The sequence below is a fragment of the Maribellus sediminis genome (genome assembly GCF_011799805.1).
GTDB classification, from domain to species: Bacteria; Bacteroidota; Bacteroidia; order Bacteroidales; family Prolixibacteraceae; genus Draconibacterium; species Draconibacterium sediminis_A.
In genome coordinates this window covers 958,028-973,810 of record NZ_WXUB01000002.1, presented here as the reverse complement: position 1 = coordinate 973,810, position 15,783 = coordinate 958,028, and the positions used below count along the sequence as shown (strand labels likewise).

General features: G+C 44.7%; 13 protein-coding genes. 3 read left to right on the top strand and 10 right to left on the bottom strand.

What is annotated here, in order from left to right:
- Window positions 1-109: 109 nt before the first annotated feature.
- Window positions 110-1,441 (bottom strand): sodium:solute symporter family protein, encoded by a 1,332-nt coding sequence (locus HFD85_RS10295; protein ID WP_167608659.1) that lies wholly within the window; start codon window positions 1,439-1,441, stop codon window positions 110-112.
- A gap of 163 nt (window positions 1,442-1,604) precedes the next feature.
- Here HFD85_RS10295 and HFD85_RS10290 point away from each other — a divergent pair, with 163 nt between their 5' ends.
- Window positions 1,605-3,713: a S9 family peptidase gene (locus HFD85_RS10290; protein ID WP_167608657.1), complete on the top strand. Its 2,109-nt coding sequence runs from the start codon at window positions 1,605-1,607 to the stop codon at window positions 3,711-3,713.
- 97 nt (window positions 3,714-3,810) lie between these two features.
- On the opposite strand, the gene HFD85_RS10285 is transcribed toward HFD85_RS10290, so the two are convergent.
- The 3 genes from HFD85_RS10285 to HFD85_RS10275 all read right to left on the bottom strand — a co-directional run bounded on the left by HFD85_RS10285 (window position 3,811) and on the right by HFD85_RS10275 (window position 7,662).
- Window positions 3,811-4,563 (bottom strand): hypothetical protein, encoded by a 753-nt coding sequence (locus tag HFD85_RS10285; protein WP_167608648.1) that lies wholly within the window; start codon window positions 4,561-4,563, stop codon window positions 3,811-3,813.
- Between the two features lie 220 nt (window positions 4,564-4,783).
- Window positions 4,784-6,469 (bottom strand): energy-dependent translational throttle protein EttA, encoded by a 1,686-nt coding sequence (gene ettA, locus HFD85_RS10280; RefSeq protein ID WP_167608645.1) that lies wholly within the window; start codon window positions 6,467-6,469, stop codon window positions 4,784-4,786.
- A 695-nt stretch (window positions 6,470-7,164) separates the two neighbouring features.
- Window positions 7,165-7,662, bottom strand: coding sequence for a hypothetical protein (locus tag HFD85_RS10275; RefSeq protein WP_167608642.1), 498 nt, complete (start codon window positions 7,660-7,662; stop codon window positions 7,165-7,167).
- Window positions 7,663-8,047: 385 nt separating this feature from the next.
- Here HFD85_RS10275 and ppgK point away from each other — a divergent pair, with 385 nt between their 5' ends.
- Window positions 8,048-8,782, top strand: coding sequence for a polyphosphate--glucose phosphotransferase (gene ppgK, locus HFD85_RS10270; RefSeq protein ID WP_167608639.1), 735 nt, complete (start codon window positions 8,048-8,050; stop codon window positions 8,780-8,782).
- A gap of 104 nt (window positions 8,783-8,886) precedes the next feature.
- Window positions 8,887-10,602, top strand: a complete 1,716-nt coding sequence (locus HFD85_RS10265) for a GH39 family glycosyl hydrolase (RefSeq protein WP_206081937.1) — start codon at window positions 8,887-8,889, stop codon at window positions 10,600-10,602.
- A gap of 45 nt (window positions 10,603-10,647) precedes the next feature.
- Here the strand turns inward: HFD85_RS10265 and HFD85_RS10260 are convergent, their stop codons facing one another.
- The 6 genes from HFD85_RS10260 to HFD85_RS10235 all read right to left on the bottom strand — a co-directional run bounded on the left by HFD85_RS10260 (window position 10,648) and on the right by HFD85_RS10235 (window position 15,621).
- Window positions 10,648-11,148: a GNAT family N-acetyltransferase gene (locus HFD85_RS10260; protein WP_167608636.1), complete on the bottom strand. Its 501-nt coding sequence runs from the start codon at window positions 11,146-11,148 to the stop codon at window positions 10,648-10,650.
- 31 nt (window positions 11,149-11,179) lie between these two features.
- On the bottom strand, window positions 11,180-11,917 hold the full coding sequence (locus tag HFD85_RS10255) for a carbon-nitrogen hydrolase family protein (RefSeq protein ID WP_167608633.1): 738 nt from the start codon (window positions 11,915-11,917) through the stop codon (window positions 11,180-11,182).
- A gap of 112 nt (window positions 11,918-12,029) precedes the next feature.
- Window positions 12,030-12,425 (bottom strand): ACT domain-containing protein, encoded by a 396-nt coding sequence (locus tag HFD85_RS10250; RefSeq protein WP_167608630.1) that lies wholly within the window; start codon window positions 12,423-12,425, stop codon window positions 12,030-12,032.
- Between the two features lie 60 nt (window positions 12,426-12,485).
- On the bottom strand, window positions 12,486-13,208 hold the full coding sequence (locus tag HFD85_RS10245) for a DNA alkylation repair protein (RefSeq protein WP_167608627.1): 723 nt from the start codon (window positions 13,206-13,208) through the stop codon (window positions 12,486-12,488).
- A 77-nt stretch (window positions 13,209-13,285) separates the two neighbouring features.
- Window positions 13,286-14,848: a carboxylesterase/lipase family protein gene (locus HFD85_RS10240; RefSeq protein ID WP_167608624.1), complete on the bottom strand. Its 1,563-nt coding sequence runs from the start codon at window positions 14,846-14,848 to the stop codon at window positions 13,286-13,288.
- A gap of 155 nt (window positions 14,849-15,003) precedes the next feature.
- Window positions 15,004-15,621, bottom strand: coding sequence for a helix-turn-helix domain-containing protein (locus HFD85_RS10235; RefSeq protein WP_167608621.1), 618 nt, complete (start codon window positions 15,619-15,621; stop codon window positions 15,004-15,006).
- Window positions 15,622-15,783 lie beyond the last annotated feature (162 nt).

The window sequence follows — 15,783 nt, the reverse complement described above, 5'->3', positions numbered from 1 at the left end:
AACTGTTATCCAATAATTAGAAATTGCCTATGTTATAGCCCTTATACAAGGTGGCTGAAGATAGTAAAAAATTGAAATATTGATAATTATAACTGTGATTTGAAGTAATTTAGACGGTTTCCAGATTTCGGTTTAAAGGATAAAACAGTATAAGAGAATTTATAAAGTAGCTTACAATGATTAGCAAATTTCCGGATTTTTCATAACCCGCCAGAAAAAGAATTTTACCAGCAAGTGCTATCAATCCACCCGATAGTATTGCGATAACAACACGTTTCTTATTTACTCTGAGCCGAAGCAATCCTGCGAGGGTGGGCACCACAAAAGCTCCTGAGAAAAAGGTGAGTGCCAGCAACAGCGATTGAATGATGGAAGTAACAAAGAGCGCAATAACGATGCTCAAAATTCCCAGCCCGACAATCAGAAAACGGGTCAGGCGGAGGGCCTGTTTCTTTTCCAGATCACCCGTGATCAGTTCGCTCATGATCATGGAAGAAGTGAGCAGGGTAGTGTCGGCCGACGACATTACTGCCGAAAGCAGCGCTGCAAGAAATAGTCCGTATGCCCACGCCGGTAACAGGTGTTCTGCAAAAGCAACAATGCCTTCGCCCGATGCTTTGGAATAAACTCCCAAATAAGTCAGAACAAATGAAACCGGAACCAAAATCGAAGCCACAAGTATTACGCTTCGCGAAGCCGTGCGCTCGTCTTTGGCACAGAACACACGCGAATAAATATCGGGCCCAACGATAAAGGTTACCGAGTAAGTTATCAGCAGTATTAACAAATCAATCCAGCCAAAGGAATCGTTAAAAAGATGATTTAGTTGAAGCACTTCGATGTTTTGTTCGTGCTGCGGATGTGTGGTAAACATCAAAATGGCCACTAAACCTGCCAGGATCAGCAGCGATTGCAAGGCGTCGGTTTTAAGAATGCTGAGTTGTCCGCCCAGCAAGGTGTACACGATAAACACCACACCCGAAATAAGTGCCGCTTGCTGATAGCCAATGGTATTCAATCCGCTAAGTATTTTGGCTGCTGCAATGATCTGTGCTGCCACAATTCCGAGCCAGGCCAGCGGAATAATGATAGAAGCTATGATCTCCGCCTTCTTCCCGTAAAAACGTCCCAGCAGTTCAGGTAAGGTAAAATGCCCGAAACGCCTCACATATTTCGAAATGGGAACAAGGATGAAAAGTCCGAGTGCGGCACTAAACAAAAACCAAAGCGCTGCCCAACCTATTTTCTGGCTGAGTTCGATGGTGCCCAGCACGGCCGATCCGCCCAGAATGGTAGCCAGCAAGCTTCCCGAGACCTGCCACATGCCCGCTTTTTTACCTGCCACATAATAATCGCCGGGTTGTTTTATCCGGAAAGCCGAGTACACGCCAATTCCGATGATAAACAAAAAGTAAGCTATGATTGTAAATTCAACCTGCATGATGTTAGATACAAAGATCGAAAATCTGTACTAAATTCATAAATTGCTGAGCAGATTATGTGAATTTGATACATCGGGTATATCACTCGCGCCGCACTAAAGTACGGTGTAAAATACTAAAATAGGTTCTGGAATTATTATTTACCGAATTAAAATACTGACTATGAGAACTAACGTTTTTTTACTTGCCTTTATCTTCCTACTTTTGTCGGCTTGTTCACGTAAAGAAAAAATAATGCCACCCGTAGCAAAGAAAGTTCCAAAAGCGCTCACCATTCACGGTGACACCCGAATCGACAACTATTACTGGTTAAACGAGCGGGAAAATCCGGAAGTAATTGCTTACCTCGAAGCAGAAAATGCCTACAAGGATGAGGTGATGAAACCTACAGAGGTACTTCAGGAGAAATTGTACGACGAGATTAAGTCGAAGATCAAGGAAGAGGATGAATCGGTGCCGTACAAAAAGAACGGTTATTATTATTATTCCAAAACAGAGGCCGGAAAGGAATATTACCTGCTATGCCGCAAAAAGGGTAGCCTCGATGCGGAAGAAGAGGTCTTGCTCGATGTAAATCAATTGGCTGAAGGCTATGAATATTATGCCGTTGGAAGTTATTCAGTCAGCAAAGACAATAAAATTCTTGCATTTGGCGTCGACACCTTAAGCCGTAGAAAATACACCATCTATTTTAAAAACCTCGAAACCGGAGAATTATTGGAAGATGCCATTCCGCTGACTACCGGTGGTGCTGTTTGGGCCAACGACAGTAAAACGGTTTACTACACGCTGAAGGATGATGTGACTTTGCGTTCGGAAAAGATCATGAAGCACACGCTGGGAACTCCGTTAGAAGACGACCGGGTGACCTACTATGAAGCGGATGAAACTTTTGATGTGTTCATTTATAAAAGTAAAACCGATGATTACCTGATCATCGGAAGCGAGAGCACGCTGACTTCGGAATACCGTTACCTGGATGCCAATCATCCTGAAGGAGAATTTAAGGTCATTCAGCCTCGTATCCGCGAACTGGAGTACTCGGTTGATCAGGTAGAAGATTACTTTTACATCCGTACCAACCTCGATGCGCAGAACTTCCGTTTGATGCGAACGCCGCTAAATGCTACCGAAAAAGAACACTGGGAAGAAGTAATTCCGCATCGCGACGATGTATATTTCTCCGATTTCGATGTGTTCAAGGATTACCTGGTGCTAACAGAACGAAAGGAAGGAATCAGTAATATCAGGGTGATGCCATGGAAAGGAGAGGAGTATTTTATCGATTTTGATGAAGAAGTGTACTCGGTGCATTCGAGTATCAATATGGATTTTGATACGGAGGTATTTCGACTTAACTATACCTCCATGACAACGCCGATATCTACCTTCGATTTCAATATGAAAACCAAAGAGCGCACCTTGCTGAAAGAACAGGAGGTGTTGGGAGGATACGACAAAAACAATTATGCAACCAAACGTATTTATGCAACGGCGATGGACGGGACAAAAATCCCGATGTCGATTGTGTATAAAAAGGGCATGCAAAAGGATGGCAACAACCCGGCACTGATTTACGGTTACGGATCATACGGTCATACCATTGATCCCTCGTTCTCGGTAGCGCGACTGCCACTCCTCGACCGTGGTTTTGTTTATGCGATCGCGCATATTCGCGGAAGTCAGATCTATGGCCGCCAATGGTACGAAGATGGCAAGCTGCTGAATAAAATGAACACCTTTACCGATTTCAACGACTGTGCTCAATTCCTGATTGATGAAGGTTATACAAACTCTGAGAAACTGTTTGCCCTGGGTGGAAGTGCCGGTGGCTTGTTGATGGGAGCCTGTATCAACCTGAAGCCGGAGTTGTATAAGGGCGTTATCGCTGCAGTTCCGTTTGTGGATGTGGTGACGACCATGCTCGACGAAAGCATTCCTTTGACAACCGGCGAATTTGACGAGTGGGGGAATCCAAAGGAAGAAAAATATTACTACTACATGAAGTCGTATTCGCCTTACGACAATGTGGTGGCCAAAGATTACCCGGCCATGCTGGTAACAACAGGTTTGCACGATTCGCAGGTGCAGTACTGGGAACCTGCCAAATGGGTAGCCAAACTCCGCGATCTGAAAACCGATGACAACCTGCTGATCTTCCACATCAATATGGATTACGGCCATGGAGGTGCTTCGGGGCGTTTTGAGTGGATTAAAGAAACCGCGCTGGAATATGCCTTTATTTTAGACCAATTGGGTATAAAAGATTAATCAATATGAAAATAAAAGAAGAGGCTGTCTCAATGGGACAGCCTCTTCTGATTCCTACTTTTCCTTAATGAATACTGAATTAAAATTGTAGAAAATTTTAGTTTCCAAAATAGCTCAGGTCTCGTGCAAACCAAGCTTCTTTCCTTTCAACGCTTCTTAAAATCTTAACAAAGTCTTTATTGAACTCTTTAAAGAAATCACCATATTTTTTCGAAAAGATTTCGTCGTTTATTATATACTCTTTTTTATTTTTATCGAAAGCCCATCCAATATAAACAGGACCATCATAACCCAATCCTCCTGAAGCGACGTGCCAGGAATCGCTGTGTCCTTCCGATTTTATATGAGCCACCGCTTTTTTCATCATCTTTTCAAATTCTTTTCCTTTTCCAGGGATAATATAGAATTCCTGAAATTCCATATAATTTACACTATCCATCACAACCCTGGGGTTTGCAGGATAAAAGCTTAGATCGGAAATTTCGGTAATTGTGCGCGAATTGGTTGATTGAATCGTTTTTATCCATTTTTCGGTTTTTTCAGCCCCGAATTTTGCTATTATCTTATCCCATTCTGCTTCCAGTTTATCAATGTCGCTGAGCGAGTTGATCGGATGCCAGTACTGGTATTTAAAATTACCGCTTGTCCAGGCATAAAAAGCATAAGAATAACCTTCGCTTTTGCATAATTCCGACAGTTCTTTGCTAAGTTCCCAATACTCATTAATTAGTGTGGGGTGAACAACTTCCTCCCAGCAATACCACAGTTGCTTTTCATTTTCCTGTGCATTTGCACTGTTGATGGCGATAAAAAGAAGGATTACAATAAACCCTAAGTACAATTTTTTCATCTTGTTATGTTTTAGTTACTTACATAAGTTAGTCTAAATCAGCAAGAAAACAAAACAAAAAGATGAATAAGTATTTAATCGAAGGAAAATATATATACTGCCGGATTCTAATACGTTTGGAAAAATAGAACCGCGTAAAATAAATTCACCCGGTGACTTTGAGTCATCGGGTGAACTTTATACTTTGAACACTAAACTCTGAACTTTGTACTAGTCCAGCCTATGCTTTCAGCTTTTTATACTTAAATCGTTTCGGTGCTTCGCCACCCATGCGTTTTTTGCGGTTCTCTTCGTATTCCGAGAACGAACCTTCAAAGAAATGAACATGGCCTTCGCCTTCAAAAGCCAGGATATGGGTAGCAATGCGGTCGAGGAACCAGCGGTCGTGCGAGATAACCACGGCACAACCGGCAAAACTTTCGAGGCCTTCTTCCAGCGCACGCAGCGTATTCACGTCGATGTCGTTGGTAGGCTCATCGAGCAGCAAGAGGTTACCTTCCGATTTTAGCGCCAGCGCCAGGTGCAAACGGTTACGTTCACCACCCGAAAGCACACCGCATTTCTTTTCCTGATCGGAACCCGAAAAGTTAAAACGCGAGACATAAGCACGCGCGTTGGCCTGCTTGTTACCAAGCATAATGGTTTCGGTACCTCCCGAGATCACTTCGTAAACCGATTTATTCGGATCGATAGCCTCGTGGGTCTGATCCACATAACTGGTTTTAACCGTATCACCAATTTCGATGGTTCCGGTTTCGGCTTCCAGCTGTTTCATGATCAGTTTGAACAAGGTGGTTTTACCGGCACCGTTCGGACCGATAACGCCGATAATTCCGGCAGGAGGCAGTTTAAAGCTGAGGTCTTCAAACAAGATGCGGTCGCCAAAACCTTTTTTTACGCCTTCCATTTCCACCACTTTGTCACCCAGTCGCGGACCATTCGGAATAAAGATCTCGAGGCGCTCTTCCTTTTGTTTGGCGTCTTCGTTCAGCATTTTATCGTAGGCACTCAAACGTGCTTTGCTTTTGGCGTGACGTGCCTTCGGAGCCATGCGCACCCATTCCAGCTCGCGCTCCAAAGTTTTCTTACGTTTCTGACTGCCTTTTTCTTCCTGCTCCAGTCGTTTGGCTTTTTGCTCGAGCCACGAACTGTAGTTGCCTTTCCACGGAATACCCATTCCGCGGTCGAGTTCAAGGATCCAGCCGGCCACATTATCAAGGAAGTAGCGGTCGTGGGTAATACAGATCACGGTTCCTTTGTACTGGTCGAGGTGGGCTTCCAGCCACTGGATACTTTCGGCATCGAGGTGGTTGGTAGGCTCATCGAGCAAGAGCACATCAGGTTCTTTCAGCAATAAGCGGCAAAGCGCCACTCGGCGGCGTTCACCACCCGATAGTTCGCTGATGGGCTGATCATCGGGCGGACACTGCAGAGCATCCATGGCACGTTCGAGTTTGCTGTCGAGGTTCCAGGCATCCAGTGCATCCATTTTTTCCTGCAGCTGCGCCTGTTCGGCCATCAGTTCATCCATTTTGTCAGGATTCTCGTACACCTCGGGCAGTCCAAACTGCTGGTTGATCTCCTCGTAGCGGTTCAGTACATCCACGGTTTCCTGCATACCTTCTTTTACCACTTCTATCACGGTTTTGCTTTCGTCGAGCTGTGGTTCCTGCTCAAGCAATCCAACCGAATAACCCGGTGCAAATACCAGCTCGCCGTTATAGGCAGTATCCTGTCCGGCAATAATACGCAGCAAGGTCGATTTACCCGATCCGTTCAAACCAATGATACCGATTTTCGCACCCAGAAAAAACGAAAGCGAAATGTCCTTGATCACCGTTTTTGAGGGTGGGTAGGTTTTACTCACCTTGTACATCGAAAAAATTATCTTCTTATCGTCGCTCATGTTCTAATGATTTTATTGGTGCAAAAATACAAACGAATCTGACATGAAATCTGCTGACAGCAGGATTAAATCAACAATTTTGAGCAAATGCCTAGTGTACTGTTCCGCATAACTGACAGCATGAATACGGCGCTGCGAAATGTCAGAATAAATTACCCGGTTTTATCAATGTGCTTAGATTCTGCTTAGTCCATCCCGGAGATTTTATAAGATTTACTGATTCATTTCTAAAAAACTTGATCGGTAATTATCCGTTTTCTTATTCATTTTTAGGCATTTCTGAATGTTGTATTCAGCAAATTAAATGCGGTGGGGGTTGCGTGATTGTATTTCTTTGCAGCGTCAAAATTTAATAACTATTGACATACAAAACCAAGACGGAAGTTGCTTTCCAATATAAAAGGCAAAAGAGTTCTATTAAGATTGTTCATAGATTAGTTTTAGTTAGTTAGGTTTAGTAGAGAAGCATTTTACAACCCACTGTTTTAAAATTACAAACCCGTAAAGCAGGTAAATGCAAAAGTTGGTTCTCGGCCGTTTCGTAATCTTTGCATAGTGGATAGCGGCCTCAAAAGGTACCTAAATTAAGTTGTGTTATAAAAAGTTTCTGATCATCGCCCTGATATTGCCTGACGCTGGCAGTATCAGGGCCCGGAAACGTTTTCCGTTGAAAAATTCCCTATAAAATATTAGAGTTAATTCTTCCCCAATTGTATGCGGGTCATATTTATCAGCCACCTCGAGTAGTTGTAGAGGTGAATGCCCCAGAATATGATGAGCAGCAACCCGAGTTTGCTGTGCACTTCGCGAAGTGCTTCGGCCAGTTTGGTGCCGTCGAAAACCCACCAGGCCAGCAGGGCGGTGAGTGCACACATCAGAAAAACGATCAGCTGTGTGAGGTTCATTCCGCTGTTAGTACCTTTTAGCTTGAAGGTGAACAGCTGTTTAACCCAATGCAAGTGCATCAGCAAATGAGTGAATATCATGGGAATGATTACCAGCGCGGTAACCTGATGAACGATTAACCATTGATGTCCATTGATTCCAAACGTTGGCAGTTCTTTATCGAAGCCGCTGTGGTAACGTAAAACAATGATGCCTGTGGTAAGCAAAAATAGAAAAGGTAGAAACGAGATCAGGTTAAACACATAATTCCGTGTTGCTTTCGATGTTTTTTTCTCCGGTCGCGTCATTGGTGATTCTGGTTACAACAAGATGCAAGTATAAGCGATTTACAGGGTTTGAGCAAAATGTTTGCAAATTGCCTGTTCAAAAAATTACAGGCGAAATTCAATTCATGCTTTACATTCTTCGATTTTGATAGTAACTTAGGAGTAATAAAAAGTTACTGTTCACTGATTAAATTCTGTCTTATGAAAAAGATTCTTTCGCTTCTCCGTTTGCTAACGGATACGCTCAGAATGACAGGTCGTTAAGTGTTGTGGTGCTTTTGGGAGGGATTTGGCTGCCAAGCTGCCAAATCCCTCCCAAAAGCATATTCCATAATAAATTTGTCATTCCGAACGCAGTGAGGAATCTAAATGAATTTAGCCTGACGGTAGTAAAAAACTCAAAAACATGGAAGTACTTGGAATTGATTTTGGCGGATCGGGAATAAAAGGAGCGATCGTAGATACCAAAACCGGCGAACTGGTAACCGAACGTCACCGCATTGAAACGCCACAACCCGCGACTCCGGAAGCTGTGTCGGAAGTGATGACTGAGCTGATTCAGCATTTCAACTGGAAAGGAAAAGTGGGAGTTGGAGTGCCTGCAGTAGTGAAAAACGGTGTGGTATTGACCGCGGCCAATATCGACGACAGCTGGATCGGACAGCCCATCAACCAGCACCTGTCGGAGAAAACCGGTTGCGAAGTGGAATGCATTAACGATGCCGATGCCGCCGGAATGGCCGAGATCCATTTTGGGGCCGGTGCCAAAGCCAAAGGGATGGTTTTTTTGCTCACCGTGGGTACTGGTATCGGAACCGTGATCTTTATCGACAAACACCTGGTTCCGAATCTTGAACTGGGCCACCTGGAGTTTAAGAACAAGACAATTGAACGCTATACTGCCGATTCGGTGCGAAAGCGCAAAGACCTCTCGTGGAAGGACTGGGGCAAACGTTTTAACAGCGCACTCGATTATTACGACAGGATGTTTAATCCCAACCTGTTTATCGTTGGGGGAGGTGTGAGCAAAAAAATGGACAAATTCAACGAATACATTGCTATCGACACGCCAGTGGTACCCGCCGAAATGGAAAACAATGCCGGCATAATCGGTGCAGCTTTAAACCTGGTGTATAAATAACGGATGGATTGGAACTTCTAACTTTAAAGCGAAACCGACTGTTCACCAGTAATGTTGATCAGAAAGCGAAATGTTTTTAACCAAGCTGTCTAAACCTGTTGCATATGAAAACTTATGGCCATTTTTCAAAGATGATCCCCCTTTCTGTTTTTCTGCTGTTAACCGGCTTTTCATTTGATTTATCCGCACAGTATTTACCGGAAGAGCCGGTAACCATCGATGTGGATTTCAACAATACGGTTGGTGATATGGATCCTGTGTGGGCATTTTGGGGGCACGACGAACCTAACTACACCTACATGAAAGATGGCCAAAAGCTCCTGACAGAACTGGCTGAACTGAGTCCCGTTCCGGTATATATGCGTGTGCACAGTTTGTTGGTCACCGGCGAAGGAACGCATGCTTTAAAGTGGGGATCTACCAATGCATACACCGAAGATGCTAATGGCAACCCGGTCTACGACTGGACCATCATCGACAAAATATTCGATTCCTATATCGAACGAGGGATGAAACCAATGGCTCAAATCGGATTTATGCCCAAAGCATTATCCTCCCGTCCCGAGCCCTATCGCCATTACTGGAAGCCCGGAGCCAGGTACGAAGAAATATATACGGGTTGGGCCTATCCTCCCAATGATTATGAAAAATGGGCGGAGCTGGTTTATCAATGGGTAAAGCATTCTGTAGATCGTTACGGCAAGGAAGAAGTTGAAAGCTGGTACTGGGAGGTTTGGAACGAACCAAACATTGGTTACTGGCAGGGAACGTTGGAAGAATACATCAAACTCTATGATTACAGCGCCGATGCTGTAAAGCGCGCTCTGCCAACCGCAAAAATCGGGGGACCCGAAACAACCGGCCCCGGATGGGATAAGGCAGCGGATTACCTTCGGAAATTTCTGGATCATGTTAGTCACGGGAAAAATTATGCCACCGGCGAAACCGGATCCCCCCTGGATTTTATCACTTTTCACGCCAAAGGCAATCCAAAAGTGGTTGATGGCATGGTACAGATGAACATGGGCGCCCAGTTGAACGACATCAGCAAAGGTTTTGAAATCGTGGCTTCTTACCCCGAATTCAAAGATCTGCCCATCATCATCGGGGAGTCGGACCCTGAAGGTTGTGCGGCATGTTCCGAAGCCGATTATCCGCATAATGCTTACCGGAACGGCACCATGTATTCGAGCTATACTGCGGCTTCTTTTGCCCGGAAATACGCGTTGGCCGATCATTTCGATGTGAATTTTCTGGGGGCTGTGACATGGGGCTTTGAATTCGAAGATCAACCCTGGTATGCCGGTTTCAGGGACATGGCTACCAATGGAGTGGATAAGCCCGTGCTTAATGTTTTCAGGATGTTTGGAATGATGCAGGGAAATCGCGTTTCGGTGAGTGGAAATATGGCTTATGATTTTGAAGCGGTGAGGGATGAAAGTGTAAGAAAAGCGGTGCCGGATGTGAATGCGATTGCCACTTTTGGAGAGCATTCGGCTACTGTAATGATCTGGAATTACCACGACAACAACAATTTGGATGTGGCGCCTGCCCTGGTGGAACTGAGCCTTGAAAATCTGCCAAATACAAAGGTGTTGATGCAGCATTACCGGGTGGATCAGGAACACAGTAATTCGTACACCTACTGGAAAAGCATTGGTTCGCCTCAGCAGCCAACAGCTGAAGAAATTGCCGCATTGGAACGGGCCGGTCAGCTCGATCTTTACACCTCTCCCGAGTGGGTGATTCCCGACAACGAAATGAAGCTATCCATTGAACTTCCGCGACAGGCCGTTTCTTTATTACGCTTTACATGGTAGGCTGACAAATGCAGCGAAATTAATACGAACCGAAAAGGGGAGGTTTTAATCGATTCCAACAAGCTTACTCCGTCGTTCCAGGCTGACCACATCGCGCCACACGCCGTCCATTTTGCCGATGCGCTCTTTCACGCCGAGGATTCGGAAACCGAATTTTTGATGTAAGCGGATGCTGCCGGTGTTCTCAGGGAAAATTCCGGCCTGCAGGGTCCAGATGCCGTTTGCTTCCGATGCCTCAATTAAAGCTGCCATTAACTTGCTGCCAACTCCCTTTTCGCTGTAATCCGGGTAAACATAAATACTCACCTCGGCCACACCGGCATAAACACAGCGGCTCGATACATTCGACAAAGCCGCCCAGCCAACAACCTGCTCTCCATGTTTGGCTACCAGCCTGCAATCTTTGCGGTGTGAACTACCCCAGGTTTCCCATTCCGGAACTTCGGTTTGAAAAGTGGCATTTTTTGTCGCAATTCCCGCTTCGTAGATTCCGGCAACTTCGGGCCAGTTTCCGTCGCTCATAGGCGCTATCCTGATCTCCTGCATCTCGCTAAATTGGTGTTGAAGTTTTTTAATCTTAAAACTTAATTTTCTTACCGGTCCAGTTACTATCGGTTTTCTCAATCAGCAGCAAGCCTGATTCAGAACCATTTAACTTGGCAACTAAATCACCTGAATTATCCCAAAATCCGCTTTCGCCGCCGGCATCGAGCCCCCAGGATTGTCTGGTAAAATTCGACATCAACACATTCATCGAATGGTTTTTTGCATATGTTGAAAGCGTTTGGTAAGCGCGGGCCATATCCTGTGGTTCCCAGAAAATACTTGCCAGATAAATGCTTGTATCCAGCTTTTTTGCCTGCTCTGCGTGTTCGGGATGATTGATGTCGGCACAAATGGCTATAGTCAATTGTTCGTTCTTTAGCTCAATTACCGGGTTGAAATCAAACGATGAGTGGTAGTAAACCTCTTCACCGGTGTGCAGAAACTGTTTGGTATACACCGAAACCGTATCGTCGGGCTGAAATACAAAAGCGCCAATGTAGAGCTCCTTATTCATTCGGATGGGCGCCCCGGCAATTATAACGATCTTATTCTTCACTGCCAGTTTTCTGAATTCACTGAGCCTCGAATCGTTTGATTCAAATGCCAGTTCTGCAGCCTTTTCCCGTTCGTAGCCGCTGATGGATAATTCGGGGAATAAAACCAGATCAGCATTGTTTTTAGCGGCCAGCTCGATGAATCGATAGTGGTCGGCCAGATTTACATTGATATCAAATCGTTTGGGACTGGTTTGTGCTGCAGCTAAGATCATGTTAAATCGCTTAGTTTCACAATTGAGAAGTAGTTTGAGAATGAAATACGAATTCTAAAATTATGCTTATTCGTTTATGTTGAACTTAAATTCTTCACAACAGATCATATTGTTAACCTTCTGATAGTTTAGTTAAGATTTTCATGGCCCGGTCCGCGTCTTTCCTGTCGACGAAAATATGGTCGTGGTAATATCCGGCGATCACGTTGCAAGATATTTGGTGTTTGGCTAATTCCGTTGAAAATACGGCTGTCAGACCTACCGCGTCAAGCGATGAATGAATCGTCAGGGTGATCCAGGAGACAATATAGTCGTAACTCAGGTTTAACCGGTCGGCTTTTCCTTTCTCCATAACAAGCGTTGTTCCTTCCGTTTCCCTGAATTCACAAAGCGTATCATTTCGGTCAATCCTGCTTACATCTTTTAGGGTCGAAAAAATATACTCTCCTTCGTTAAGTTTGGGATGCATTCCTTTTAGCAGCTCAGCTAAATTTGTTTCTCCACTCATCTGCTTTTCCTGAATTTACTATCTACCCCTCGTTGCAAACGAGGGGTAGGGCGGCTTACGTTATTTACTTTTTCTGAATTTCTTTCGGTAATCCTTATCCATTTTTTCGGTGGCGTATTGCACGATCAACCTTCCGCAGCTGTCTTTCCATTTCATCAGAAACTCCTCAACCTCAGCCGGGTATTTCTTCCACAAACCGCGTAAAAGCGTGCCAATGCCTTTTTGTACATATTCCGAATCATCCAACATTAAAGGATCAACGAGGTCCAATGCTTCTGACGGACTTAAATCCATTGATGATTTATCCAATTCGACAAGGGCCACCGGAACTGCCCGGCGTTTCCATTCCGATTCAGCGTCGATCCATGTTTTCAGATCCTCCAAGCCGATCACTTTATCCAACAACAAAGCCGACAAAATCAGCATACAAAGTACATCGGTAGTGGCCCAGTTGTTTATGCCGTAGTCGAACCAGCGCCCAACCCGTTGAAAGGTATCTTTCGAAAAATCGGCTCTGCACGACTTTAAAAAATTGATAGCCACGTGCTTTTCATCAAACCTGCCCGTTTTCATCAGTTCGTCACCGAGGTCCAGGTAGCTGTCGATGGTCATTTCGGCTTTCCATTGTTCCTGCCAGTCCTCTATCTGCCGCAGGAACAGTTTATCGTCAATACCGTAGCCATCATAACCTTCCTTAAAGTAGCGTTGGTACTTTTTTATAATCTCCGGGTTTGAGTTGGCCGTACAAAATTCCCGGATAGTTGTAAGTTTAGTAGCTGACATGGTTGTTTAGTTTTTGGTTTTTATGTTGATTTTTTTCTATCGCTGGCAGTGGGCGAGCGGGAGAATAACTCCAACTACTAATCCAGGGGTTTAATAAAATGCATTAATTCCCGGTCGTGGTTATTTACAATTCTGCATTCGTTATCAAAATACATGGTAGCGCCGTTTTCCGGAGTGTATTGCTCCCAGGTTGGCAGCACGCCATCAACATTTGGGTTACCCGTTTTTACAAAGTTGATCCATGCCGAGCTCATTTTGTCTGCCAATTCCCAGGCTTCTTCCGTATTGCCGGTCCAGTCTGCTCTCAGGTCAACCGTATTGAATGCCAGTGGAATGTCGAGGCCATGAAACGAACCTTTCGATGCATTGTCGACACCGCTTTTCCATGCTAAAAAGTAAACATACAGCGGGGCATCTGTTTCCTGTGCCCGTGCGTCTGCAGTTCTTATGGTAAATGGCCTGAAAGTCTTGTCAACCGACAGCAGATCCTGAGGCGTATAATCAGGATAAGCCTTTGCGAAGAGTGAAATATACTCATCGGTTCTATCGCCATATTCTTTTGCCAGGCGTTCTTTAGCCTGTTCCATTGTCAGGTCTTTTTCGCCGTAAGCGGTACGCATTAGCTCATTTAGTGTGGAGCCTATCATAAGCGGTATATCCTTTGAAATGTCTGCAAATCCGGGGCTGAAAGGTTGCTGTAACAAAATTTCACCGTCGGCCGAAGGTGCAAAGCCAAACATGGTTGGCGACCCCGGTTTTCTCGGACCCGATATTTTGGCAATGGCATCATTCCCTGCTTTAACCAGGTCTTTGTAAGGGATCGTATCCAGTTTTTCAACATCGTTTGGTGTAAGTCCCAGATTTTCAAGTACGGCCAAACCAAGGGCTTGCGATTTCTCTTTGGTCATTGTATTTATCAGGGTTCCGCTCTGTATAATGGCCTTGTGAAACAAACCTTTTGCCGCCGGCATACACATAATGGTACCCACTTTTCCGCCGCCTCCCGATTCGCCTAAAATGGTTACATCGGCAGGATTGCCTCCAAACTGCTCAATGTTTTTTTGAATCCACTCGAGGGCTTTCACAATGTCGAGCACACCCACATTGGCCGATTGTGCATACTTATCGCCACAGGCCGACAGATCAAGAAAACCAAGAATGTTTAAGCGGTGATTTATGGATACAAAAACCACATCCCCTTTTTTAGCCAGGGCTTCGCCATAGGTCATCGGGTCGTTGCTGGCGCCAACATGAAATCCGCCGCCATGTAACCAGAGCATTACCGGCCGTTTTTTGCCATCCCGGATTCCCTGCGTCCAAACATTTGCACTAAACAGTTCCTTTTCGTTTTGAACTGAATCGGGATACCAGGGTACTATTTGCCGGGCAACCGGCCCGAAGTCGGTACATGCACGAATTCCGTCCCAGGCATCCGGATCCTGCGGAGGCATAAATCGTTCGGCCGTGGCGTACGGAATCCCCTTAAAAGCGTATACGCTATCGTTAATACTGCCCGATATTTCACCGGAGGTGGTTTTAATAAGCGGTTCCTGGTTACTGCCGGTTTTTGGAGTACAGGCGGTAAAACAAAATCCTGCTGTAAGTACAAAAAAGAAAATAAGTTTGGTTAGTAGTTTCATCGTATAAAAATTTACTTAGGTTTTAATGCTATTAAAATAATGCTAAAATCTCACTTATCTTCTGTTAATCAGTATGCAGCCTGATTATTTGCAGATTTCTTATACTATCCTTCCGGATTTCACTCCGATTGTAAATGGGATCGAGCGGGTGAAGCTTATTGGTTGGCACCTGCTTTTGTCCCGTTCCTTCGGTAGGCTACTACCAATAAAATGCTTGCAATTACAATCAGGAATAATCCCGGTCTCAGTTCAAGAGCCTGTCTGGTACTCCACCCTAAGACACCAACCAAATAAAGGATTAAACATGCCAGCTGCACCAGAATATATTTCATTTTATTTTTTATCAGCCCAAGCGAATTCGCAACCACGATTAAGCCTACCGAGATACTGGTAATACTGAGCAACCAGTTTTGAAAGTGATAATCGTTTAAAAAAGTATAGCCTGTCCAACCGGTAAAGGTTTGGTAAGTTCTTTCTCCATCCACAAACATTTTAAAACGTCTGGTCCATCCTAAAAATGTGCCTGCAACAATCAGCAGTGTCAGAAACGATGACCATAGCATGTATTTATTCAGGGGCGTTTTCTCCGGTTCAAGCCTGTCGATAGCTAAAACATCAAACAGTAAGTCGAGTGTTTTTCGTCGTGGGGTGGTTTCATTATTTTCGATTCGCTGAATTGTTCTCAAATTAACTTTTGCGTGCTCCGCCAAATCTTCCTGGGTCCAACCTTGTTTTAATCTGCTTTCTTTAATTCTTTTTCCTGGTTCTTTCATAAATCGTGAAATTAGTTTTTTGAGGCAAAAGTAATTCCCCATTCCCCGATTTGGTAGCGATTTTCTGACGGCATTTTTACGGCATTTACTGATTTACCGGTATTCTGCACCGCCGGTGCGTCCCGATCCATCAGTCGACGGACGGGCGGCATAAGCAAGATT